This window comes from Alteromonas portus, assembly GCF_005117025.1.
In the GTDB taxonomy this organism is placed as follows: domain Bacteria; phylum Pseudomonadota; class Gammaproteobacteria; order Enterobacterales; family Alteromonadaceae; genus Alteromonas; species Alteromonas portus.
Genome location: NZ_SWCO01000001.1, coordinates 332,092 through 355,398, shown reverse-complemented (window position 1 = coordinate 355,398; position 23,307 = coordinate 332,092). Strand labels below are relative to the sequence as shown.

Annotated in this window: 16 protein-coding genes; 5 read left to right on the top strand and 11 right to left on the bottom strand. The window is 45.0% G+C overall.

What is annotated here, in order from left to right:
• Positions 1–228: 228 nt before the first annotated feature.
• Complete coding sequence (locus E5672_RS01455) at positions 229–1,821, top strand: ABC-F family ATPase (protein ID WP_136780608.1); 1,593 nt, start codon at positions 229–231, stop codon at positions 1,819–1,821.
• 87 nt (positions 1,822–1,908) lie between these two features.
• On the opposite strand, the gene E5672_RS01450 is transcribed toward E5672_RS01455, so the two are convergent.
• Both E5672_RS01450 and E5672_RS01445 read right to left on the bottom strand, forming a co-directional pair.
• Positions 1,909–2,688 carry a hypothetical protein gene (locus E5672_RS01450; RefSeq protein ID WP_136780607.1) on the bottom strand — a complete coding sequence of 260 codons (780 nt, stop codon included), beginning with the start codon at positions 2,686–2,688 and terminating at the stop codon, positions 1,909–1,911.
• 396 nt (positions 2,689–3,084) lie between these two features.
• Entirely contained in the window at positions 3,085–4,017 is a 933-nt protein-coding gene (locus E5672_RS01445) for a hypothetical protein (protein WP_136780606.1), read from the bottom strand.
• 406 nt (positions 4,018–4,423) lie between these two features.
• Between E5672_RS01445 and E5672_RS01440 the strand changes: the two genes are divergently transcribed.
• Positions 4,424–5,191 (top strand): MipA/OmpV family protein, encoded by a 768-nt coding sequence (locus E5672_RS01440; RefSeq protein WP_136780605.1) that lies wholly within the window; start codon positions 4,424–4,426, stop codon positions 5,189–5,191.
• 158 nt (positions 5,192–5,349) lie between these two features.
• Here E5672_RS01440 and E5672_RS01435 read toward each other — a convergent pair whose 3' ends face one another.
• The 4 genes from E5672_RS01435 to E5672_RS01420 form a co-directional block, all read right to left on the bottom strand.
• Complete coding sequence (locus tag E5672_RS01435; protein ID WP_205676471.1) at positions 5,350–5,778, bottom strand: CreA family protein; 429 nt, start codon at positions 5,776–5,778, stop codon at positions 5,350–5,352.
• Positions 5,779–5,958: 180 nt separating this feature from the next.
• Entirely contained in the window at positions 5,959–7,542 is a 1,584-nt protein-coding gene (hutH, locus tag E5672_RS01430; RefSeq protein ID WP_136780604.1) for a histidine ammonia-lyase, read from the bottom strand.
• A gap of 2 nt (positions 7,543–7,544) precedes the next feature.
• Positions 7,545–9,284 carry a urocanate hydratase gene (hutU, locus tag E5672_RS01425; protein ID WP_136780603.1) on the bottom strand — a complete coding sequence of 580 codons (1,740 nt, stop codon included), beginning with the start codon at positions 9,282–9,284 and terminating at the stop codon, positions 7,545–7,547.
• A 100-nt stretch (positions 9,285–9,384) separates the two neighbouring features.
• Positions 9,385–10,071: a UTRA domain-containing protein gene (locus E5672_RS01420; protein WP_240692131.1), complete on the bottom strand. Its 687-nt coding sequence runs from the start codon at positions 10,069–10,071 to the stop codon at positions 9,385–9,387.
• 201 nt (positions 10,072–10,272) lie between these two features.
• Here E5672_RS01420 and hutI point away from each other — a divergent pair, with 201 nt between their 5' ends.
• Entirely contained in the window at positions 10,273–11,538 is a 1,266-nt protein-coding gene (gene hutI / locus E5672_RS01415; RefSeq protein WP_167483126.1) for an imidazolonepropionase, read from the top strand.
• The gene (gene hutG / locus E5672_RS01410; protein WP_136780600.1) at positions 11,531–12,499 is read left to right on the top strand and encodes a formimidoylglutamase; all 969 of its coding nucleotides are present in this window, start codon (positions 11,531–11,533) and stop codon (positions 12,497–12,499) included. Before hutI ends, hutG begins: the two co-directional genes overlap by 8 nt.
• 20 nt (positions 12,500–12,519) lie before the next feature.
• Here the strand turns inward: hutG and sstT are convergent, their stop codons facing one another.
• Positions 12,520–13,740 carry a serine/threonine transporter SstT gene (gene sstT / locus E5672_RS01405; RefSeq protein ID WP_136780599.1) on the bottom strand — a complete coding sequence of 407 codons (1,221 nt, stop codon included), beginning with the start codon at positions 13,738–13,740 and terminating at the stop codon, positions 12,520–12,522.
• 254 nt (positions 13,741–13,994) lie between these two features.
• Between sstT and E5672_RS01400 the strand changes: the two genes are divergently transcribed.
• Positions 13,995–14,753, top strand: coding sequence for a DNA/RNA non-specific endonuclease (locus tag E5672_RS01400; protein ID WP_136780598.1), 759 nt, complete (start codon positions 13,995–13,997; stop codon positions 14,751–14,753).
• 99 nt (positions 14,754–14,852) lie between these two features.
• On the opposite strand, the gene E5672_RS01395 is transcribed toward E5672_RS01400, so the two are convergent.
• The 4 genes from E5672_RS01395 to E5672_RS01380 form a co-directional block, all read right to left on the bottom strand.
• Positions 14,853–16,274: a S41 family peptidase gene (locus tag E5672_RS01395; RefSeq protein WP_136780597.1), complete on the bottom strand. Its 1,422-nt coding sequence runs from the start codon at positions 16,272–16,274 to the stop codon at positions 14,853–14,855.
• Positions 16,275–16,398: 124 nt separating this feature from the next.
• The gene (locus tag E5672_RS01390; protein WP_136780596.1) at positions 16,399–20,148 is read right to left on the bottom strand and encodes an AAA family ATPase; all 3,750 of its coding nucleotides are present in this window, start codon (positions 20,146–20,148) and stop codon (positions 16,399–16,401) included.
• A 4-nt stretch (positions 20,149–20,152) separates the two neighbouring features.
• The gene (sbcD, locus tag E5672_RS01385) at positions 20,153–21,730 is read right to left on the bottom strand and encodes an exonuclease subunit SbcD (protein WP_136780595.1); all 1,578 of its coding nucleotides are present in this window, start codon (positions 21,728–21,730) and stop codon (positions 20,153–20,155) included.
• A gap of 260 nt (positions 21,731–21,990) precedes the next feature.
• Positions 21,991–23,286: a TMEM143 family protein gene (locus tag E5672_RS01380; RefSeq protein WP_136780594.1), complete on the bottom strand. Its 1,296-nt coding sequence runs from the start codon at positions 23,284–23,286 to the stop codon at positions 21,991–21,993.
• Between the last annotated feature and the right edge of the window lie 21 nt (positions 23,287–23,307).

Here is a 23,307-nt window from a genome sequence, read left to right as displayed (position 1 = left end):
ATGGAATAATTTGATGATGGAATAATTTGCTCAACGTTAATAGAGAGATTAGGTGGTAAACAAATACAATACCCCACTCTTTCTTATAAAACCCGAGCAAGAGCTGTTCAAAATTTCCTCGACATGAAGCGCTCAATTCCTTATAGTGCGCGCGCTTTTATATATTAGTGAAGCGATAAACGCTTTCACTACTATCTCTTCTCATCGTTTTACCCCTGGATACCTGTTTTGATTACCACCGCAAATATCACAATGCAGTTTGGCTCTAAGCCATTATTTGAAAATATTTCCGCAAAGTTCGGCAACGGCAACCGATACGGCCTAATAGGCGCTAACGGTTGTGGCAAGTCTACCTTTATGAAAATTCTTAGCGGTAAACTTACTCCATCGTCGGGCAACGTTTCTATGGCGCCAGGCACAAAGTTAGGTATCTTAAGTCAGGATCAGTTTGCCTTTGAAGAGTTTAGCGTTGTCGATACCGTGATCATGGGTGACCGTGAACTATGGGAAGTTAAACAAGAGCGCGACGCCATTTACAGCAAAGCCGAAATGAGCGAAGAAGATGGTATGCGCGTAGCAGACTTGGAAACCCAGTTTGCAGAGATGGATGGTTACACTGCCGAAGCTCGCGCGGGTGATATCTTAAATTCAGCTGGCATCGACGAAAGCTATCATTTTGGTTTAATGAAAGAAGTCGCACCGGGTAAAAAAGTACGTGTGCTTTTAGCGCAGGCGTTATTTGCAGAGCCTGACATTCTGCTTCTAGACGAGCCAACCAACAACTTGGATATTTACACCATTAGTTGGCTTGCTGAAGAGCTTAACAAGCGTAAATCGACCATGCTTATTATTTCGCACGACAGACACTTTCTAAACTCTGTGTGCACGCATATGGCAGATATCGACTATGGTGAACTGCGTGTTTACCCAGGTAACTACGACGACTACATTCAAGCCGCCATGCTTGTTCAAGAACAGCTTCATGCGGAGAATGCTAAGAAGTCAGCGGAAATTGAAGAACTGCAAAGCTTCGTAGCGCGATTCTCTGCCAACGCATCGAAAGCGAAACAAGCCACTTCACGTGCACGCCGTCTTGAGAAAATTGAATTAGCTGAGGTGAAAGCATCTAGCCGTCGTAAGCCTTATATTGTGTTTAAACAGCACAAGAAGCTTCACCGCCTTGCGATCACTCTTGAAGACTTAGGCCATAGCTACCCTGACCTTCCGTTATTCGACAATGCTAACTTACTGTTGGAAGCGGGACAGCGCTTAGCTATCATCGGTGAAAACGGCGCAGGTAAAACTACGCTTCTGAAATGCCTAGTGAATGATATAGAGCCCACGTCAGGCAGCTATAAATGGGCTGAAAATGCGGCAATAGGTTACATTCCACAGGACAATGCCAAATACTTTGCCGAAGACGTCACTATGTTTGAGTGGATGAGCCAATGGCGTAGCCCTAAACACGATGACCTACAAATTAAAGGCATGTTAGGACGTTTACTATTTACGTCCGACGACTTCAACAAACGTGTACAGGTATGTTCTGGTGGTGAGAAAAACCGTTTGCTGTTCGGAAAGCTTATGCTTGAAGACATTAACGTTTTGGTTATGGATGAGCCTACCAACCACATGGACATGGAATCCATTGAAGCGTTAAATAACGCACTGTACAAGTTTGACGGCACAGTAATTTTTGTAAGTCACGACCGCGAGTTTGTTTCATCGCTGGCTACACAAATTATCGAGATAAAAGACAAACAGCTGAACCACTTCGATGGTAACTATGAAGAATTTTTGTCTCATAAAGAAAATGCATAAGTAACGTAAAAAGGGGCGCTCACCGCCCCTTTTTGTTATTTTAATGCTTACAGTTTTTATCTCTTTAAGGTTAATACTCTATTGACCTTAAACCTCTTCACTCCCTACTAAAAACTGTCTAGTCATTCCCGCTAGGTTGTCGAAGTACTCGATAAGAGCAGCTTTCACTGGGGCTAGTTCTTCTTCGGTCATATTTTCAAAGTCAGCCGGATCGGCAAAATCTTCTAATGGCTTGTGTTTCGCCAAGTATGTTTGGGTTTCTTTTACATGTTCTAATCGGGTGATGTCTACTGGTTTATCAATGGTCTCTATGGAAATAGCAAAGCTAGCGGAGGCCATGTAGTTATCTAAACCCAGAAAGCTTCTAGTAAAAAGCCCATAACCTTGGCTGTAATGTTCAGAACAGCCATACATGCCGCATTCCATTGCTGCTAACGTAGGCGTTTCTTTAATGATAATAACCGCTGTTATGCCCTGAGCGACAAGCTTTTCTCGTGTGCTAGCGCTCTTCTCGTTAAATACCCATTCTTTGTTTACTACATCAACAAAGGTAAGCGTATCACTCTCAGAAACGAGGTTTGATATATCTACAACATCGTATGATGTTCCGCCCTCAATTTTCTCTTCGAAAATATTGAAAATGCGTTCTTTTAACTGCCAGTCATAGCCATATTCTTTACTGAAATTATTAAATATTGTCGTGCCAACATGGGTATGGCTAGGGTTATCTTTAGCGACAACCAGAACTCCAATTTTACTTTTTTCAGGCGCTTTATAACCTGTTGTGGGTGGTACATATGTAGACACACACCCGGTAACGACAATAGTCATAATGAATATTGAAAACAATTTAAACGGCAACTTCATTTTTATTCCTTAGCGCTTTTTGCACCTTTTAATTATATTTTTGAAACCTAGCTAACTCACTATCCCCAACTTTTGCCCTATTAGATTTGAACGTATGGAAGGATATCACGATAAAATCGCACAACTTTTCTACAAAAACAATGTGTTTTGTATTTCCATTTACATTACTTAACAATTAAAAATTAACGACTTATGACTCAATCATTTACCGCTAACCGAAGCCACGAAAAATACCGATATATAGCTTTTGAGAACTGATGAACTGAGCCTACCGCCCTTAACTACAAGCGGGCAGAAAACGCCAAAACCTCACCCTTGTACATGCGAGGTATTGTCGGCAAGCAGTAAACAAAACGGGCGCTTAATTAAGCGCCCGTTTTATCATTCGCTAACCCCTTATTGTTTAGATAAGTATTGAGCCACGGTTGCGGCTAGGCGGTCAAAGTAACTAACAACAAAACTTTTGACTGGCGCTAGTTCTTTATCTGAAATCTCATCGAAGTTTTTGGGTGGGATAAATTCTTCAATTCGCTCGTTTTTAAGCGCATCGTCCAGCAACTCTTTAAATAGTGGCTGTGCAGCAATATCTACCGGCCTATCTAAATTCTCAATGCTTATATCAAAACTTGCAGAAGCGATATAATGGTCGGTTCCCAAAAAGCTTCTAGTGAATAGACCAAAACCTTGGCTTTCGTGTTCTGAACAGCCATAGGTACCACATTCGGTAATTGCTACTGTGGGTGCTTCTTCAATCACTATGATTCTTGTGATCCCATCTGCTAGCAATGACTTTCTAAGTGCATTTTGATTCTCACTGAAAGTCCAGTTTTCATTTTGCTTTACTACGAAATCTAACTGCCATGCACCTTTAACTTTTGAGGTGACATCAACAACTTCAAAGCTGCTTGAATGCTCTATCGCAGTTTTCAATTTATTAAAAACCGTAGAAGTTAATTGCCAGTCATAACTGTATTCTTTGGTGAAATTATTAAACTTCGTTGTACCGACATGGGTGTGTGACGGAAACTTCTTAGCATTGATAAACACACCCACTTTCCGTTTAGGCTGTTCCTTCGGTTCGCTTACGGTTTCACCCTGTACCAATGCGTCCTGTTCCAATGCGCCTTGTGCCGGTATATCACCTTCCTCTACCAGCCCTTTTCCCTCTTGCTCCAGCGTACCATCTTCCACTTTATCTTCAGGCAAAGTTTGCTCTGTATTAGATTGAGGTGGAATACGTTCTTGCGAGTCTATACCTTTTTGAGTTACACACCCTGACGCAAGCATTGATATGGCGACCAGCACACTTAACTTTGTCACAAACTTCATAACACTTCCTTATTTCAAAGCCATTTAGCTTAATACTCTCTTAACACTATTCTGGTTTTGCGCATAATAGCGCACAGCGTATTACAGAATCACGCCTCCTGCCGCAAAAATTCTCGCTCTCATACATCATTGGCTGCTCTAGGTTACTAATATCGCCTACTTTTCCATTGGAAATTCGTTTTAAATGCCACTGTAACAAACACCCTCCATACTTTTTGTAGTCAAAGTAGCGGGTTATCTGGTGCGCCCTTTAAGTATTGCTTTTACGAGTGAGTTAATCATTCGGGTTGCGACGCACTTTGAGAGAGATACAGCACTTTTAAATAGGCATTTTGCGTAATGAACACACAGGTATTGATCGAACCTAAGGTTTAGGCTGTATTGTGATTAAAAAGGAAATTTAACAATGACTTTACTAAAAAGTAAGAGCACAGCAAGCCTATCAACATTGCTTGCATTTTCCGCAACTGTCTGTGCACAACAACCCGCTAGCTCACAGCAGCCTCAGGGCTGGATGTGGGGATTTGGCGTTGCTGCATCCCAAGACGTTTATACCGACTTTGATAACCGCATAGTGCCTATTCCTATTATCGGCTATACCGGTGAAAAATTGCGTGTTTACGGCCCCTTTATCGGTTACGAGCTGTTTCGAGAAAAGGGTTTAACTCTTGATGCTCAACTTGTACCAGTATTTGCAGGTTATGAAGAAGATGACAGCGCCGTATTTACCGGCATGGACGACAGAGACTTCAGCTACGCGGCAGGGTTGGGGCTTAACTACAGCACAGGTGGCTGGGTTTATTCGTTATCTACCAATGCTGATATTTTAGGTAAGTTCGACGGCTATCAAGCATCAGCCAGCATTGGTAAAAGGTTTAGAATAGATAACTTCATGATTGAGCCGTCTTTAGGTGTGAATTACCAAGATAGCAACTATGTCGACTATTATTACGGGGTACGCCCCGAAGAAGCGACAGCATTTCGAAACGCATATAATGGCGACAGCGCGGTTAATACAGAAGTTCGTGTTGCTGTCTCTACCCGACAGTTTCTAGGCGGCATGACCCGTTTAGAAATTGGCGCCACGTTTTTTGACAATAGTATAAGTGATAGCCCGCTGACAGACGATGATACCGCGCTTAGCGCTATGCTGGTTTATACGCGCTTTTTCTAATGGTTTAAATGGGCGATATGCTTAAGCACGCAAAAGCGAATCTTGCTGCTAAACATATTGAACGCTATTGGAATGGAAGTTATGCGTGGGCACCGCTGGCACACAGCACAAAAAGTGCCCTCGTATTCGAGGGCATTGTCGTTTACTTGTTTTAGCATCTACGCGGGATTTTTAAAGGCAAGCGTTTCCCATAGTGGCACCGTAGACAAGCTATGTTTATAGCTGCCTGATGTTTCTTTAGTGCTGTAAGACAGGTAAATCAGCGTTTTTGAATCGGCATCATAAATTCGACGAAGCTTCATGTTTTTGAAAAACACGCTTTTTGATTTTTTGAATATCACTTCCCCTGAATCCGACTTATCAATTGCCTCTAACATCTCGGCTGTGATTGGGCCGGTTTGCCTACACGCAATGGAGCTGTCTGATGGGTCAGACAAATCTAGGTTCGCTTCAATACTTGAAATATGACAGGTCACGCCAGTGACTACAGGGTCTTGAAGCGCATCTATTTTAATGTCTTTTGTGGTAAAGAGCCCAAGCGAAACGTCGCCAACTTCGCTGTCACTACAGCCCGATAAGGTAAACATCGTAGCAGCTAATAAACCTAACGCAGTGCTTTTCACAAAGATGCTGCTTTTTAACGTGCCTTTCATAGAAGTGCTAGCCTCTTTTGAACTAAACCAACGTCCATTTGTTTTCATATCATTCCACCTCTATTCTATTTTTGTTCTACACATGTTTACTCGAAATGCCGAGCCAATGATCATTTAGCCTATCAGGTTTAGTTGTGCTTTATCCATAAGGGCATGCTGTTTAATAAGCTGCTTTGCTTTTTCGATGTCTGGCGCGAAATAACGGTCTTTATCGTAAAATGGCACTTGCTCTCTTAAAAGCTGCATTAACGCCTGTAGCTTTTCGCTGGTGGTAAGAGGCTTTCTAAAATCCAAGCCTTGGCAAGCCGCTAACCACTCAATGGCCAATATACCTGCCACGTTATCGAAAATATCTCGTAAACGCCTCGCGGCGAAGGTAGCCATAGACACGTGGTCTTCTTGGTTAGCAGACGTAGGCAACGAATCGATAGATGCGGGGTGCGCCAAGGTTTTGTTTTCACTAGCAAGCGCCGCACAGGTAACCTGCGCAATCATAAAGCCCGAGTTTACCCCACCATTTTCAACAAGGAACGGTGGCAAACCACTTAAATGCGTATCAATCATTAGCGACATTCTGCGCTCCGATAGTGCGCCAATTTCAGATAGTGCAATAGCCAGCATATCTGCCGCCATTGCCACAGTTTCCGCATGAAAGTTTCCGCCAGATAGAATATCGCCAGTTGGCGTATCAGCGTCATCATTATTTTCAACAAAAACCAGCGGGTTGTCGCTTACACCATTGGCCTCTACCACTAAGATGTCCTTTGCATAGCGCATTTGCTGTAAACACGCTCCCATCACTTGAGGCTGACAGCGCAGAGAATACGGATCTTGTACTTTTTCACATCGTTGATGTGAGTTACCAATCTCTGACGTATCTAACAGTTTCCTGAAGGCCATCGCTACATCACATTGGCTTTTGTGGCCTCGGACTTCATGAATGCGTGCGTCGAACGGCACACGAGAACCTAACGCGGCTTCAACCGTGAGAGCGCCAATACCAATAGCACTATGAAGCGCATTTTCTGTATAGAACAACCCCTGAAGTGCAAACGCTGTCGAGGCTTGTGTACCGTTTAATAAGGCTAGCCCTTCTTTTGGAGCCAGCGAAATTGGTTGCAGGCCCGCGATTTCAAGAGCTTGAGCCGCACTTATCCTCTCTCCCCTATAAAAAGCTTCTCCTTCACCTAACAACACCACACTCATGTGGGCTAAAGGCGCTAGGTCACCACTGGCACCAACCGAGCCTTTTTCAGGTATGGCAGGGTAAACCTGTGCATTGAACAAGGTAATGAGCGCTTCTATTACGCTTAGGCGGATTCCAGAATAACCGCGAGCCAACGAGTTAATTTTCAATAACATAAGCAAGCGCACAGTATCTTCTTGCATAAATTCGCCCGTACCGGCCGCATGCGAGAGCACAATACTGCGCTGTAATAACTCTAACTCGTCAACGTTAATACGGGTATTTGCCAACAAACCAAAGCCGGTATTAATTCCGTAGACAGTACGGTTCTCTTTGATGACGTTCAGCACCACTTGTTCGGCGGCATTTATAGCGGGTGCAGCGCTTTCATCTAACAATAAATGAACGTGGCTTCGGTGCACTTCGCGCAACTGATTTAACGTTAATGTACCGGGCACGAGATTAAGCTGTTTAACGCCACTCTTTTCGGTGAAAAAAGACGAATGTGACATGACTATTTCTCCCCGCCTAAGCCCTTGTTCGAGCTTGACTGTGTGTTTGCTCCATGGGTGCTGTGATTATTAGCCCCGTTATTTATCATGGGGAGATCAAGGCTGTATTTGGCAGCACAGTCTTTCGCTATATCGTAACCGGCATCGGCATGACGCATTACGCCTGTTGCAGGGTCGTTATGAAGCACCCGAGCAATACGCTCAGCGGCTTCATCTGTACCGTCACAAACAATAACCACACCTGAATGCTGGCTAAAGCCCATACCAACTCCGCCTCCATGATGAAGGCTTACCCAGGTTGCACCACCCGCTGTGTTTAATAGTGCATTCAGCAGCGGCCAGTCCGAAACTGCATCTGAGCCGTCAAGCATGGCCTCGGTTTCTCTATTGGGTGAAGCTACCGAACCCGAGTCGAGATGATCCCGTCCAATCACAACTGGCGCGCTCAGCTCGCCACTGCGAACCATTTCATTAAAGGCAAGCCCCAGCTTTTGTCTTTCACCCAGCCCCACCCAGCAAATACGGGCGGGCAGGCCTTGGAACTGAATACGTTCTTTGGCCATATCAAGCCAGTTATGTAAATGTGGGTTGTCGGGAATAAGCTCTTTAACTTTAGCGTCCGTCTTATAGATATCTTCCGGATCGCCCGACAGCGCAGCCCACCTAAAAGGCCCTATGCCTTGACAGAAAAGTGGTCGAATATAGGCAGGAACAAAACCTGGGAAATCGAACGCATGCTCAATGCCTTCTTCCAGTGCCATTTGTCTAATGTTATTGCCATAATCAAGGGTGGCGGCCCCTGCTTGTTGAAAACCCAACATAGCTTTAACCTGCAATGCCATCGACTGTTTCGCTTTTTTAATTACGCAAGCTTCGTCTTTTGTTCGCTGTGCCTCGGCTTGGTCCAGCGTCCACCCCACCGGCAGATAGCCATTAAGCGGATCGTGTGCACTAGTTTGGTCGGTCACTACATCGGGAATGATCCCTTTATCTAGCATATCGGGAAATACCTCAGCAGCGTTCCCAAGTAAACCAATGGATACGGGTTTATTGCTTTGTTTGGCTTGTTCTAACAGCCGCATAGCTTCTTCAAGTGAATGGGCTTTTTTATCTAAATAGCCCGTGCGAATTCTGAAATCTATACGGGTTTCGTCAACCTCTACTGCCACCATTGAAAAGCCCACCATAGTAGCAGCAAGAGGCTGTGCGCCGCCCATACCGCCTAAACCGCCGGTTAAAATCCAACACCCTTCAGCACTGCCGTCAAAGTGAGTTTTGGCCACGCTAACAAAGGTTTCATAAGTGCCTTGTACTATGCCTTGCGAACCTATGTATATCCAAGACCCTGCCGTCATTTGCCCGTACATCATCAAGCCTTCTTTATCCAGGGCGTTAAAATGTTCCCAGTTAGCCCAATGTGGCACAAGATTAGAATTAGCAATCAGCACACGAGGTGCGTTTTCGTGGGTAGGAAATACGCCGACGGGTTTGCCTGACTGAATGAGCAAGGTTTCGTCGGTATTTAAGCGCTTAAGCACTTCAACAATTTTGTCGTACGATGTCCAGTCACGGGCCGCGCGCCCTATTCCGCCGTATACCACCAAATTTTGCGGATGCTCAGCAACGTCCGGGTCGAGGTTATTCATTAACATGCGAAGTGGCGCTTCAGTTTGCCAGCTCTTTGCATTTAGCGTACTGCCTCTTGGGGCGCGAATGTCTCTTTTAGGGTCAAGGCGTTTCATAAACTTCTCCTGGGCTTCTTGTTTCGCCAATATATTTTTATAAGAAACCGCATTTTTTATAACAGTACTTTGGTGGCTCTCACCTTCAGCGCGTATAAATTTAGAACTCCAAATGTCCTCCTAAGCGGTAACGACTGCCTGGGTGATAAAGCACTGCATGACTCACTACAACGCCTGCGCCTGTTGCCCCTCCCTGCCCCCGTGAAAACGTTCGTCGAGTAACTTTTAGGCAGGGCTCTTTAGGCTTTATCAGTAATGCCTGAGCAATATCTTTTTCAACAATTACTGCTTCTACGCTGTGGTCCGCCTGAGAAAGTGGCGCGACTTGGTTCAGATAAAAGTTTGCGGTTTGCGCTTTAAAATCTTTGTCTAAATAGTCGCTAATCCACGCAGGGTTAACCCATCGTTCTTCATACTGAACAGGTAAGTTGTTTTCACAATGCACAATAATGCTGTGAAATACAGGCACTCCTACATCAACAGCTAAGCGCTGAGAAATAGCATCACTGGCTGGCGAAGTTTCCAATACCAATATTTCATTGGTATACCTATGCCCCCGCTGCTCTATTTCATCGCGAATACTTTTGATCTCTAGCATTGAACTCATGGGGCGACTGTCTGACACAAAAGTGCCTATGCCCTGACTACGCATTAAAATACCTTCGTCCACCATTTCACTTAGTGCTCTACGCGCAGTCATTCGGCTTACACCGTGCTGCTGTGCAAGTTGGTTTTCAGAAGGCACTTGGCTACCGGGCTTCATTTCACCGCTTTCGATGGCATCCAAAATTGCTGTTTTAATTACCCTGTATCGAGGTTGCATATCGTGGGTTCACAACTAAATTGTTAATAATATGCTAACAGCATACTTGTATATACAAGTATGCACAAGTAAACTAATTTCAAAATTTGCACTAGGTTTCAATAAAAGCTCAGGACAGAGTTAGACAAAGAAGCAAACAAGAGGTGGCATAGAGTGGAACACGTTATGGGTTATCAGTACGACATGCTTATTTACAACGTTCGCATTGCGTCTATGCAAGACAACGAGTTGCCTTATGGCGAATTACCTCCACACGCCATTGCTATAAAAGACGGCAAAATTGCTGCGTTAATACCTTCCGATAACTCGCTGGACGAAGCAGTTAAGCATGCCAAAAACGTAATAGATGCCGCTTCCCTTGTTCCACTAAATGAAGATGACAATGCGAAAGCCAAGCTCCCATGGCTATTACCCGGCTTTATCGATTGCCACACACATTTAGTATACGGCGGCAATCGCGCCGAAGAATTTGAAATGCGATTGCAGGGCGCAAGTTATGTAGACATTGCGCAGCGCGGCGGTGGCATTAAAGGGACGGTTGAAAAAACTCGACGCTCTGACGAACTCCCCCTGCTCCACAGTGCCATAAAGCGAGCAAAGCGACTGTGCGAAGAAGGTGTTACCACTATTGAAGTCAAGTCAGGATACGGGCTGGATTTAGACACTGAAGTGCGTATGTTACGTGTGGCTAAATCCCTTGAGCAGCATCTTCCTGTGAGTATTAAAACTACCTATTTAGGCGCTCACGCCCTACCCGATGAATTTGCTGAGGACTCAGACGGGTATATTGATTTTATTTGTGACAAAGCACTTCCTCATATTGCTTCGCAAAACTTGGCTGACGCCGTTGATGTATTTTGTGAAACTATCGGTTTTTCAACTTCTCAAACAGAACGTGTTTTTAGCTGCGCACAGCAACACGGTTTACCCATTAAAGCTCATGTAGAGCAGCTTAGCGACAGTAAAGGTGCTGTTTTAGCGGCTAAATACGACGCACTGTCGGTAGACCACATCGAGTACTTAGCTGACAACGACATCCCCTTACTTGCCCAAAGTGGCACCGTTGCAGTGCTTTTACCAGGCGCATTTTATTACTTAAGTGAAGTTCAAAAGCCGCCGGTAAATGCACTTCGCACCCATAATATTCCTATGGCAATAGCGACAGACTTTAACCCCGGCAGTTCACCTTTAGCTTCTATACTTACTGCAATAAATATGAGCTGTGTGTTGTTTCAACTAACGCCAGAAGAAGCACTTCGCGGCGCTACACTACATGGGGCAAGTGCTCTTGGGTTGCAAGACCGAGGAGTTATTGAAGCAGGCAAACTTGCTGATTTAACGCTGTGGGATATCGAAACGCCGGCTGAGCTTGCCTATTGTATTAATGGACACCGCCCCATTGCGGTGTTTAAGGAAGGTAAACGTGTTTAAGTGGCAAGGTAGAATAGACAGTGAAGACGGCATTGAGGGCCAACGTTGGCATCAAAAAGTGAACAAACTCGCGGTTGGCGAAGATAATTCATTAGCCAACTCCGTTACCCTTGTCGGTTTTGAAAGTGATTTGGGCGTGGCATTTAATAAAGGCCGGGTAGGTGCAGTTACTGGTCCCAACGCTATTCGCCAAGCACTTGCAAACTTGCCTTGGCACTGGCCAAACGCATCATTAGCCGATTTAGGGAATGTTACCGCTAAAGAGAACTTAGCCCAGTCACAAACCCAATATGCTGACGCCATTTGCTATGCGCTCAAGCAAAATGATGGTTTGGTCATTGGTCTGGGAGGGGGACATGAAATTGCATGGGGTAGCTATCAAGGGGTTTTCAATGCTAAGCCCGAAAGCGCCCGCATTGGTATTATTAATTTCGACGCCCATTTCGATTTAAGAAAGCCTTCACCAAACACCAGTTCAGGTACGCCGTTCAGGCAAGTGTATGATCACTGCCAGCTACACGACACACCGTTTCATTACGCTTGTTTAGGCGTATCGAAAGCTGCTAATACACCAGCGCTGTTTACCTTTGCCAATATGTCAAACACGCGTTATTTAACCGATTTGGCGTTAAATGATGAATCGCTGTGCATGCAGCGAATAGATGAGCTGCTCTCTCCGATGCTAAAAGACATCGATGAGCTTTACGTCACTGTATGTTTAGATGCATTTCCAGCCGCACAAGCACCTGGCGTTAGCGCGCCCAGTGCATTGGGGATTTCCCCCACACTAGTTATCAACACGCTACACTTTTTAGCACAGCATCAAAGTACTTACGGGTATCAATGGAGATTGTGTGACGTTGCGGAAATGAACCCCAATTATGATATTGATAGCCGCACAGCAAAGCTGGCTGCACGGCTAATTTTTGAAGCGGTAGATGCAGTAAGTTCGCACACTTAAACTGTTTAACGCTTTTATGTTTACTGGCCGCCTGCCCTTTCACACGCAGCAGCTGTAAACAAAACATCAGTAGAGCTATTTAGCGCCGTTTCGGCAGAGTCTTGCAATACGCCCACAATAAAGCCCACCGCGACCACCTGCATAGCCACTTCATTAGGTATGTTGAACAGGCTACAGGCAAGCGGAATAAGCAGTAGCGAACCACCAGCAACACCTGAACTTCCGCATGCTGATACCGCAGCAATAACGCTTAATAGTACCGCGGTGGGAAAGTCTACAGAAATTCCCAAGGTATTAACCGCAGCTAGCGTCAACACGGTAATTGTAATTGCAGCCCCAGCCATATTTATAGTAGCGCCTAACGGAATAGATACCGAATAGGTATCCTCATCAAGCTTTAAGCGTTTACACAGCGCCATGTTTACCGGAATATTCGCCGCCGAACTACGGGTGAAAAATGCCGTAATACCACTTTCTTTTAAGCATTTAAATACCAGAGGATAAGGGTTCTTTTTCGTTGCCAAAAATACTAACAACGGATTGGCTACAAGTGCGATAAATAGCATAGCGCCAATCAGCACTGTTAGTAGATGTGAATAGCCAAGCAATGCTTCAAAGCCTGTAGTCGCTATGGTATTGGCTACCAAGCCGAAAATACCGAAAGGCGCGAGTCTGATAACAAACCCAACTACGGTTGTTACGCTATCAGCCATATTTTGAAGTAGCGCTTTCGTTGCCTCGCTAGCATGACGAAGGCCTAAACCTAGGCCTACAGCCCAGGTTAGAATACCAATATAGTTTCCGTTTACTAGCGCGTTCACCGGGTTATCCACCATGTTATAAAGCAATGTGGTGAGCACTTCCGATACCCCTTTCGGCGCAGCTTGACTAACTTCTGAAGTTACTAAACTCAGGCTTGTAGGAAAAGCGAAACTCGCCAACACCGCAGTGAGCGATGCCAGTAGCGTACCTACGAGGTACAGCACCAAAACGGGTTTGATAAAGGTTTGCTCATTTTGTTTGTGATTGGCAATTGACGCCATGACCAAAACAAACACTAACAGAGGCGCAATCGCTTTAAGGGCTTTTACGAATAAGCTCCCCAACAGCCCTGCAGATTGAGCAGCTGAAGGTGAAAAACTCGCTATCGCAATACCACATACAATACCGATGATAATTTGCAGTACCAAACTGCCATTCATGTAGCGCTGAAACAGGCTGGGGCGTGACGTTGAGTCCATAAATATTGGTCCATTATTATTTTGACGAAGCACCATAAAGGATAACGTTACACAAATGAACCAGTTTGGTCTTAGTTACTCGCAAATAACCGCATGCTTGCCGTTTACCAACATTTCCACTACACAACTGCAACCTTAGCTCTATCAAACTAAGTCACTGAGTAATGTCATATTTATTTCTATTTCCTGACATCTTATACCTGTACTTTGGTACAGCCTGCCCTAAAGCAGGAAACACTTACAAAGGAAATAAAATGAAAAAATACTTTATATCGATAATGGCTTTTGTAGCTTTTAGTGCAGCTGCAGACAACTGTGTTTACAACTGCCCGACGGGTGTGTCGGGCCAAACAATTACTCGCTCTATTTACACGCTTCACAATAACTCTCAAACTAAATTCGCCAACTGGGTTGCTTATCACGTTACCCCAAGTACTATTGACGGGCCATCTCGTAGTAGAAACTGGAAGGCTGATCCCTCAATAAACTCTGCAAATACTTTGGAGCCAAACGATTATACAAGTGCATGGGCAACTATTGGTACGGATCGTGGACACCAAGTTCCTCTTGCATCATTTAGTAATACTGCTGACTGGAGTACTTTGAACTACTTATCAAACATTACTCCCCAAGACTCAGATTTAAACCAAGGCCCATGGGTTGATTTAGAAAACGCTGTTCGTAACGTTGTGCGTTCTGGACAAGATGTATACGTGGTCTCAGGACCATTATATGAGTGGTATTTTGGGTCTCTGCCTGAAGCCGACGAATCTCATACTATCCCAAGCGGCTATTTTAAAGTGGTTATAACTGACGTTAACGGGTGGGTAGAAGCGTCAGCATTTATCATGGAGCAAAATGCGTCCCGTAGCGACAACTTTTGCTCTACTGAAGTAACCGTGAACGAAGTAGAAAGCCGCACGGGGTTAAATATCATGCCTTCATTACCAAGCTATAAAGAAAGCGCTGTCGAAGGTCAGTTAGGCGGCTTATCTAGCGACCTTGGTTGCTAAAAAGCGATGAGCACTTAGGCAGGGACGCCTACACTATCATGTTATGTTAGTTTGTAACTGGTTATTGAGTTTGCCATAAACTTTTTTAACCCTACTGCTCTAGAGCGTCTCCAAAACATTTCTAGTGAACGAGGTCCACTCGTAAAGAGGGAGCTCTTCGTCAATATAATAGTCTGGCTGAATGCCCACTCCATCAACGGCCATGTGGGGGATACGCAAACTTTTGGTGAGACTGTAATGTAAGGTAAAAACACCGCTCGGCGAATCAGTTTTATACATATTAGAGATATCGAGCACACCCGCAGTAGTTTGCCCAAACAACTTTACTTTCTTGCTTTGTTTAGCCGCCAGCAAAAACTGTTCTGCGGTACTACCATTACTTGAATCAACGAGTACGCCAATACTTTTTGGCAGAGGTTCGACTTTATCGAATGTCGCCACCGTTACATCTTCGCCAATATTGATGTAGCTGCCGATGTGTTGCTGAAGAATGTCGTACCCGTCTTTGGCCCACTGCTTTTCTTCTTCACTAAAATGAGGGTTTTGCAAAAAGCCGAGCATTCTAGAGTTGTTAAGCTCGGTAGATAGGTATTCCACGCCTACAGTGCGAATAGGGTTGGTGTATAAAATTGGTAGTAAAGAAGCATAGCTTGCATCACTACCACCACCGTTTCCCCGGATGTCGATAATGAGGTTTTCGGTTTTTAGAATTGTGTCCAGGTGCTCAGCGATAACGGCGTCGATATCTTTTTTGAGGGCATGGTCGAAAGACGGTATGCGAACTAATACTGTGTTCTCTGAAATTTTTTCGAATAGCGGAGCCTTTGTACTTAGTAGGCGAACATAGCGTGTTATTTCAGGCGACGATTCTTGTCGCGGTTCCTCTCGCGACATAACGATAAAGCTATTGCCCAACACCACTTCGTTGTTACCCAAGTACGTTATGGTCTCTATTTGTCGGGTGGAGTGATCGCCCATAAAAAACGTCACTTTCGCAGTATTGCTGTCTGCAGGGTCGTTAAGGATGAACTTTACTTGTCCCGCCTTCCATGACGGGTTGGTACTTTCAAGGATATAAGCTTTATGGACATTACCTTCTTTTTTTAACGCAACCGTATAGCTTGAGAATTGCCAAATCCCTTCAAGAGTTTCGTCACGCTTGCTTTTTAAATACTGTTTAAATGACGATAAGTCGAAGTCATGCACTTCCGATTCGCGAGTCGCTTCCACTGTACCATTCGTATTTAGCCCAAGACCAACATGCCCCTTGCGAAAAAATTTAAGCCAGTCGATAAGTACTGTGTGGCATTGCGCTTCGTTCTTCGCGCTTTGTACCCGAGCCAAGATGGCGTTGTTGTGGGCGGAATAAAGGTCCTGCCCTTTTTTCTCGACGCTATACTGAAAACCGGCATCGTTGTTTTCAAACGTGCTCTTTAGCCATTCAAACTCACTTTCACACTGAAAGGTACTACCAAACGAACAGAAAGAGGCAAAAAGAGGGAGTATCGCAAATCGTTTCACTGTTTATGATGTCCATATCTACTTTTAAGAACAATAAAGTATCATAAAACCATGATCTTGCGAGCATTTAACGCGCACATACTTGTAAGCAAACGTTTTAGCTACTAACTCCTAAGCGGTGAGTTCACCCCACCGCATAAGGTTTTTCTAGTGCACTTAACCCCACACCGTTGCGTTTAATCACTTTAAGCTGAGTAGGAATACGCTCTTTCATGGCTTCAATATGGCTTATCACACCAATCATTTTTCCGCTGGCATTTAAGTTGTCTAGTGCATCAAGGGCCACATCCAAAGTTTCAGCATCAAGAGTGCCAAAGCCTTCATCTAAAAACAGCGAGTCGATACTGGTCTTGTGACTGACCAAGTCAGATAAAGCTAATGCCAGTGCAAGGCTGACCAAAAAGCTTTCTCCGCCAGATAGGGTTTTGGTGTCTCGCACTACGTCACCTTGCCAGGTGTCTAGTACACTTAAACCTAATCCTTCGTTTTCTTTTCGCATTAGCTGATAGCGACCGTGTAATTTATCAAGCTGTTGATTAGCAAGCTGCACTAAGTTATCTAAAGTAAGTCCTTGTGCAAAACGTCTGAATTTGTCGCCGCTGGCCGAACCAATTAACGAGTGCAGGTAAGTAATATCATCATAATAGGCCTCAAACGCGGCCATCTCGTCCACAAGCTGCTGCTGCTTTTCACGGGCTTGATTGTTAGCGCTTAACTGCTGTTCAATTTGCCCTAAAGAAGATAACAGCGTGTCACGCTGCTGAGCTTGCTGATTAATTTTCGTATCGAGCCACTGTGCACCGTGCTCTTCTAACTCGCTCTGCCACTGTGCTGCGTTAGCATGGGCTTTTAGCGATTGTTCGGCAGCTAACGCGTTTTCTAGCTTTAAGTCCGCTTGTTGTTTTTGCTGAGTTAATCGCTTTTGCAGTTCAAGCAAGGTGTTGCGGGTATCTTCGTCTAAAAGTGCATTGCTAAACGCGTGCTCGTCGGCAAATGGGCTGCTCGCCAACTGGCGGTTAAAGTGCTCTGTTGCCTCTGCAAGTGCTTGCTCTTTTTCGCGCATTTGCTCATTAAGCTGGGCAATTTCGGCTTCTAAACGAGACAAAATAGTGTCCGTTTGTTGTAGGCGAGATTTGCATTCACTCACGTTTCGCTCAGCCATTTCTTGAGCGGCGTTTGCCTTATTCCTTGTTTCAGCAATATTGCCTTCAGGGAATACGGTTGTGCGCGAGTCTCGCAGCGCCTTTAAACTATTATCTAGCTGCTTAAGCTCTTCGGATACGCCCTTAAGCTGATTCTCAGCACTTTCGATATCCCGACTGAGCACAAGCAAGGTGCTGCCTACCTCTTGTAACTCATCTTTAAGTTTGGCGTGTAGCTGATAATTGAGTTTATAAGTTTGAAGCGCTTCGGCTTTTTCATTTAACCACGTGGCAATTCCATCAATAGACAGGTTGTGAATGTCAGCACCGTGAGCCGTCATAGTCTCGCTGAGCGCTAAAATACTATTATTAATCCCTTGGGTTTTGTTCTCTAGCTCTACATTGCGTTCGGTGAATTGTTTTTCCAAGGTTTCGCGCTGCTGCAGAGAAACTGCAAGCTCCGACTGTTTGGCTTGTAGCAACTGTTGCGCTTCATTTTTAGCCTGCAGTGCAGCATTTAAGGCTTGCTCGCACTCTTCTAAACGGGTTAATTGGGCACTAATGTCATCGAGACGAGTTTTAAACTGCTCGGTGAATTGAGCGACGCTTTGCGAAGTATTAATGTCGACCTTTTTAAAGCTCGATATATCAGCGCTAAGTACGCTTGAAATCTGCTGCCACTTTTCTAGCAGCGTATCTCGTTGCCCGCTTGCCTGTTCTAGCTGCTTATTAACCTGAGCAAGAGTGAATTCAGTGTGTGTAACGCTTTCTTTTGCTCGCGCCCCTTGCTGCTCAATATCATCTAACTGCAGCTTTAAGCTATCTCGCTTTTGAATAGTTTCAGGTACATCAATCGCCACGCTAGACGTGGTGTGTTCGTTAGCCCCACAAACAGGGCATGGCTCGCCACTTTTTAGCTGGGCGCGCAGGTGCGCCACTTCAGCATCTAAGGCAATAAGCGCCTCTATGTCTTTTAAATTACTGCGGGTTTGTCTGTAGGCGTCAACCAAGGCTTGGCGCTCAGATTGCTGCTGAGCTAGTTTCTTCGCTAAGTCTTCCTTTTGCGCACCCAGCGATACTTTCTCTTGTTCTAGTGTCAAATATTGCTGTTGAATATGCCCTATCTGCAACACGTTATCCCAATGATAAAGCTTGGTATCGCGCTCTTGCTGAAGGCTCGCTTTGCTAAAAGCACTGGCATTAGGGCTAGCGTTGTTAGTATCAGTTAATTTGTCAGATAGCGCGGCATGAAGCGCCTTCTCGCACTTGGCTACTTGCGCGTTTTTGTCATCGAAGATCTGCGTTAACCCGCTTAACGACTTACTTGTTTTTGCGATAGCGTCATCTAGGGATGAAAGCGCCTGACGATCATCATTTACGCTTTGTGTCAGTGTTTTTAACTGCTTTTTATCATGTTCAATATAGCGCGCCGTTTCACTCCAACCACTTATGAATTCCGCTATGCCGCTAAGTGTGTGGTGTTCACTCAAGTAAGCTTCCAGTTCACCTAGCTTTGTTTTGTTATCTGCCGAAGCGTTTTCGATGTCTGTGCGCTTTAGCGTTAACGCGTTTATTGACTGCCTTAAACGTGCCGCGTTTTCGTTTGCTTTTTGCTGTTCGGTAGTGAGCTGCGCTATTTGGTTATCTAGCGGAATCACCTGCTCATTTATGCGCTTTTCAAGCTCACTGCTTTGTTGCTTTGTAAGAACTAACGCTTGTTCAGCGTTGGTCACTTCCAAACTGAGCTGTGCCTTTTGCGTTTTTAACTCGGGCAGCTGAGCAGCCTTCTCTTCAAGCCTTTCTTTATAACGGGTTACGTCTTGCTGAAGCCCGTTTCTTTGCAAAAATGGTAGGCGAAGCTTCTCAGCCGGCTCACTTTGGGTTAGAAGGTCAAGTTCTTGTTTCGCCTCATCAATGGCGTTATTCGCGGTCTGCTGCGCTGCACTGGCTTCTTTAATGGCTAGCTCATTGGCGTTAAATGCATGCTGCCACTGCTGTTGCTTTTGCAGTTCAGCAAGTGTTTGGTTAAACGCTGAAACTTGGCTCTTGGTTTGTACTTGCTCTTCTTCAAGCTGGGTGGTTTGCTCGTCGCTAAGTAAGGTTACGCCTTCTAGCTTTATCGCAAACTCTTTTTTCTTTTGTTTAGCGTCACTAAATTGCTGATGTACTGCCTGTGATATCTGCCCGTAAATTTCAGTGCCAGTTAACTCTTCAAGCAGCTCGGCTCGGTCGGCCTCGTTAGCATTTAAAAACGCAGCAAAATCCCCTTGCGACAACATCATAGACTTAGTGAAACGGGCAAAATTAAGGCCTGTCAGCTTTTCAATCTCTTCACTTTTAGGCCGCACTTGGGTAGCCAATACCTTACCGCTTTCAACTTCGGCAAGCTCAACATCGGCACTTTGCAAGTTACCGTCTACTTTTCCTCTGGCCCGGCGCATACTCCAAAACGCACGGTATGCTTTACCCTTAATATCAAACTCAACCTCTGCCAAACACTCCGCCGTGCCGCGAGTCATGATGTCGTTGTTCGACGTTGAAATTGGCCCCAAACGAGGGGTTTGGTGATAAAGCGCTAAACAAATGGCATCAAGTAGGGTGGTTTTACCCGCGCCCGTTGGGCCTGTGATAGCAAACAGGCCGTTGTCGATAAACGGCGACTGGGTGAAATCTATCTTCCACTCCCCTTTTAGGGCGTTTAAGTTTTTAAGGCGTAAGGTCAATATTCTCATTGTATTACTCGCCTTTTTCTTCTGTCGTGTTTGCCAATGTTGCCTCTACTGATACTTCGGTATCTTCATCATTGGTATGCACTTGCTCTACTGCTTCATTAAACAGCTGCCTTATCCGGTTTATGCGAGAAGCGCTTTTCTCTGAACCTGCTTCTTTTGTTTCTCGGGGGCTTTGGTCGTCATCTAGCAGGGTTCTTTGTACCGACTCAGTTGGTGCCGACTCAGTTGGTGCCGACTCAGTTGGTGCCGACTCACTTGTTGGATTATCTTCTATGCTCTCCAATGCCAAACGCGCTTCAAATACATCGTTTACCGATAGTTCGCTAAGCTGGACGTTTTGCTTTTCTGTAAGGCTATTTACTGTGTGCTTACGCTTGCGTTTCAACTGTAAAATCTCAGCGTTTTTCCCTTCTAACAAGCCCTGAATACGCTGCTGTAGATCAGTCAGATAGTCTTCTGTTTCAACTTCAATGCATAACCACACAGGATCTCGAGGACTAATGCCGTTATCCGTTGCGCTGACGGTTTTATTCATTTCGCTAAGGGCTTTATCCACATCGCTAACGGCTTTCGGATTAGTCACAGGGGGCGAGTTCGTAATGCTGTCATCATGTGTTTGAGAAGCTAACGCGATGGCCTCGCTTTTATTAATGGCTGCCTCAATCGCTTTTAAATCGCCTCTTATTACTTCCATGGCCTGAAACCGCGGTACCGGAAGCGTTGAGATAGTTGGCGTTGTGCTTTCATTTTCAAACGTAACCAACACCACTTGCTTTTGCGTGTTTAGTTCATCAAAACTTAGCGGTATTGGCGAGCCTGAATAGCGTATGTGCTCTGTTTTAGCCACTTTCTGTGGCCTGTGAATATGCCCAAGTGCAATATAATCGGCGGGCGGAAACCCTTTGGCGTCAAAGCCTTCAAGGGTGCCAATGTAGATATCGCGTACACTTTCTGACTGACTCACGCCTAAAGCGGTTAAGTGCCCGGTAGCAATAATAGGAATGGCAGCACTATTTTTACTACCCTGCTCTGCTTGTTTTTCTTCAATTGAGGCGCGCAGTGACAGGGCTTCATTATAAAGCGCCCCGTAGTGCTGCTTTATCGCATCGCCCAGCGCTTGGCGCTTGTCAGTGGCGCTTTGCCCTGCCTCACTGACAAGCACATCACGTGGGCGAATAAAGGGTACGGCACACAGTACGGCACCGTTCTGCCCCTTGCGGTCGTTAAGCGTAATGACTTGTTCACTTAACTCGCCGTATGTACTGGCTATTACGTGGCTATTTAAGTATTTCAGCAACGCCTTACTTTCGTTTAAAACCGACACTGAATCGTGATTTCCCCCTAGCACCACCAATGTACACTGCATGCCCTGTAGTTCGCCGATAAACGCATGGTAGAGCTCTCTGGCATAGCTAGGCGGCGTGCCCGTGTCGAACACATCACCCGCGACAATAATCGCATCTATTTGATGCGCTTCTACTTGTTGAAGAAGCCATTTGAGGAAGGCGGCATGTTCGTTTTTGCGGCTTTTCGTAAAAAAACTCTGACCTAAGTGCCAGTCAGACGTATGCAATATTTTCATGTAGAAGTGAACCAGGCTTGTTGCGTTGGAGATAGAGATGCGCATTCAGTGCAATGCGGCTGTTGCCAAGATATGTATATAGTTCTACACACCTTAAGGCAACTATAGAGATTTTGTGCTTTTATGACAACGGTTTGATAGCGTGGCTGCTTGTCTGAAATAGTTATTCTTGCGTACTGCCCATCGAGAAAACTGATGCCATAAAGCGCGCATTGTAAAATATGCTAGCTTGCTCTAAATAAGGGCGAGGTAAGCGTAAATTAAACAGGCTGATAGATGTTATCCCAGTAATCATCGAGTGTTTTCACTGCATCGTTAAGCGCCCGCGCCACAAAAACATCGCCGTCTTGTTCAACTAGTTCCATGTCCACCAGCTTAGTAATAGCGTCAGTAACATCAAAGTCGAGAGCACAATTAAGCTCTTCTAAGAAGTAACTCTCTATCGCACTATCAAGGGTGGCTAATGTCATTCCGCCCGCTGCAATCTCGTTTTCTGAACGCGATGCACCATAGGCGGCGGAGTTTTCAGAGAAGGCTTCACTACATTTCAGCAAGAATGTGTACGCCAATAGTACTTCCTTGCAGTCTTCTTCCTCTGCTGCATCAATTAACGTATGAAACACGCCTGCGTTGTTGTCTAAATTTTTAAAATAAAGATTGTCAGACAAGGCTTTCATAAAACGTATTTTTCTGTTTTTAAACTTAGTCCATTCTTTAAAGACAAAGCTCCCGAACACGCCCATGCCAATGCCAAAAGTGATTAGACTTTGCTTAGTCAGCTCCACCTCATCGTCTTTGAAGCCAAGCCAAAAGGCGAGAAAAGACGCCATGAGGAGTAAAGACGCGCCCAGCTTAGTCACTAGCACCACAGTGCCGCCTATTGCAGCCGATGCACTGATAATCAACTTATCTAGCGGGCGCATTTTAACTTCACTGTTTGGAAACAGCATTTCCAAGTCTGCTTTAGGTACGTTTTGAAAAAGCTTTACTATGGTGGAGCCAGGTTTAAAGGTAGCCGGCATTTGCCCTTTCCCTTTAAAGTAACTTTCATCTTTAAAAGTAATGTACACCGCTACTTTATCGTAGTTAGTAAACGACACCTGCTTTTTTCTTAACCCGAAAAAAGTACGTATAGTTTCTGTTTTTACCGACTCTCCACGCCGGTAAAACACCACATCTTCGAAATCTTCAAAGCTAACTGCAAGACGCACTTTAAATAGCGACTCTTCATTAAGTGCTGCTTCTAAATCGTCATCAGTTACCTTTTCAAAATTTGCCGCATTAAGTAGGTGAGCAAATCCCTGAGAAAATGCTTTTTGGCTTTGCTTTCGCACTGCGTCATTTGAAAAAAGCTGTAAGTCGCGAGTATCTTTATTTGGGTCGAAATGACTGTAGCTATTTTTCAATGCTTCCAATTGCTCATGATACTTGTAGTGAATACGGCGCACTAACAAGGTTGAGAAAGTACGGAAGTCTGCACGCTCACGAGCCAGCAAATTCTCACACAGGGTGATGACATCGCATTTGCGATAAGGAATAAATCGTTCTAAAGGCATTAGCTGGTCTTATAAGTTTTA

What these genes read in the sequence shown, in the direction of transcription:
- E5672_RS01450 (WP_136780607.1), bottom strand. Translation starts at nt 2,688, where the DNA reads ATGAAGTTGCCGTTTAAATTGTTTTCAATATTCATTATGACTATTGTC.
- E5672_RS01445 (WP_136780606.1), bottom strand. Translation starts at nt 4,017, where the DNA reads ATGAAGTTTGTGACAAAGTTAAGTGTGCTGGTCGCCATATCAATGCTT.
- E5672_RS01440 (WP_136780605.1), top strand. Translation starts at nt 4,424, where the DNA reads ATGACTTTACTAAAAAGTAAGAGCACAGCAAGCCTATCAACATTGCTT.
- E5672_RS01435 (WP_205676471.1), bottom strand. Translation starts at nt 5,778, where the DNA reads ATGTTTACCTTATCGGGCTGTAGTGACAGCGAAGTTGGCGACGTTTCG.
- hutH (WP_136780604.1), bottom strand. Translation starts at nt 7,542, where the DNA reads ATGTCACATTCGTCTTTTTTCACCGAAAAGAGTGGCGTTAAACAGCTT.
- hutU (WP_136780603.1), bottom strand. Translation starts at nt 9,284, where the DNA reads ATGAAACGCCTTGACCCTAAAAGAGACATTCGCGCCCCAAGAGGCAGT.
- hutI (WP_167483126.1), top strand. Translation starts at nt 10,273, where the DNA reads ATGGGTTATCAGTACGACATGCTTATTTACAACGTTCGCATTGCGTCT.
- sstT (WP_136780599.1), bottom strand. Translation starts at nt 13,740, where the DNA reads ATGGACTCAACGTCACGCCCCAGCCTGTTTCAGCGCTACATGAATGGC.
- E5672_RS01400 (WP_136780598.1), top strand. Translation starts at nt 13,995, where the DNA reads ATGAAAAAATACTTTATATCGATAATGGCTTTTGTAGCTTTTAGTGCA.
- E5672_RS01390 (WP_136780596.1), bottom strand. Translation starts at nt 20,148, where the DNA reads ATGAGAATATTGACCTTACGCCTTAAAAACTTAAACGCCCTAAAAGGG.
- sbcD (WP_136780595.1), bottom strand. Translation starts at nt 21,730, where the DNA reads ATGAAAATATTGCATACGTCTGACTGGCACTTAGGTCAGAGTTTTTTT.
- E5672_RS01380 (WP_136780594.1), bottom strand. Translation starts at nt 23,286, where the DNA reads ATGCCTTTAGAACGATTTATTCCTTATCGCAAATGCGATGTCATCACC.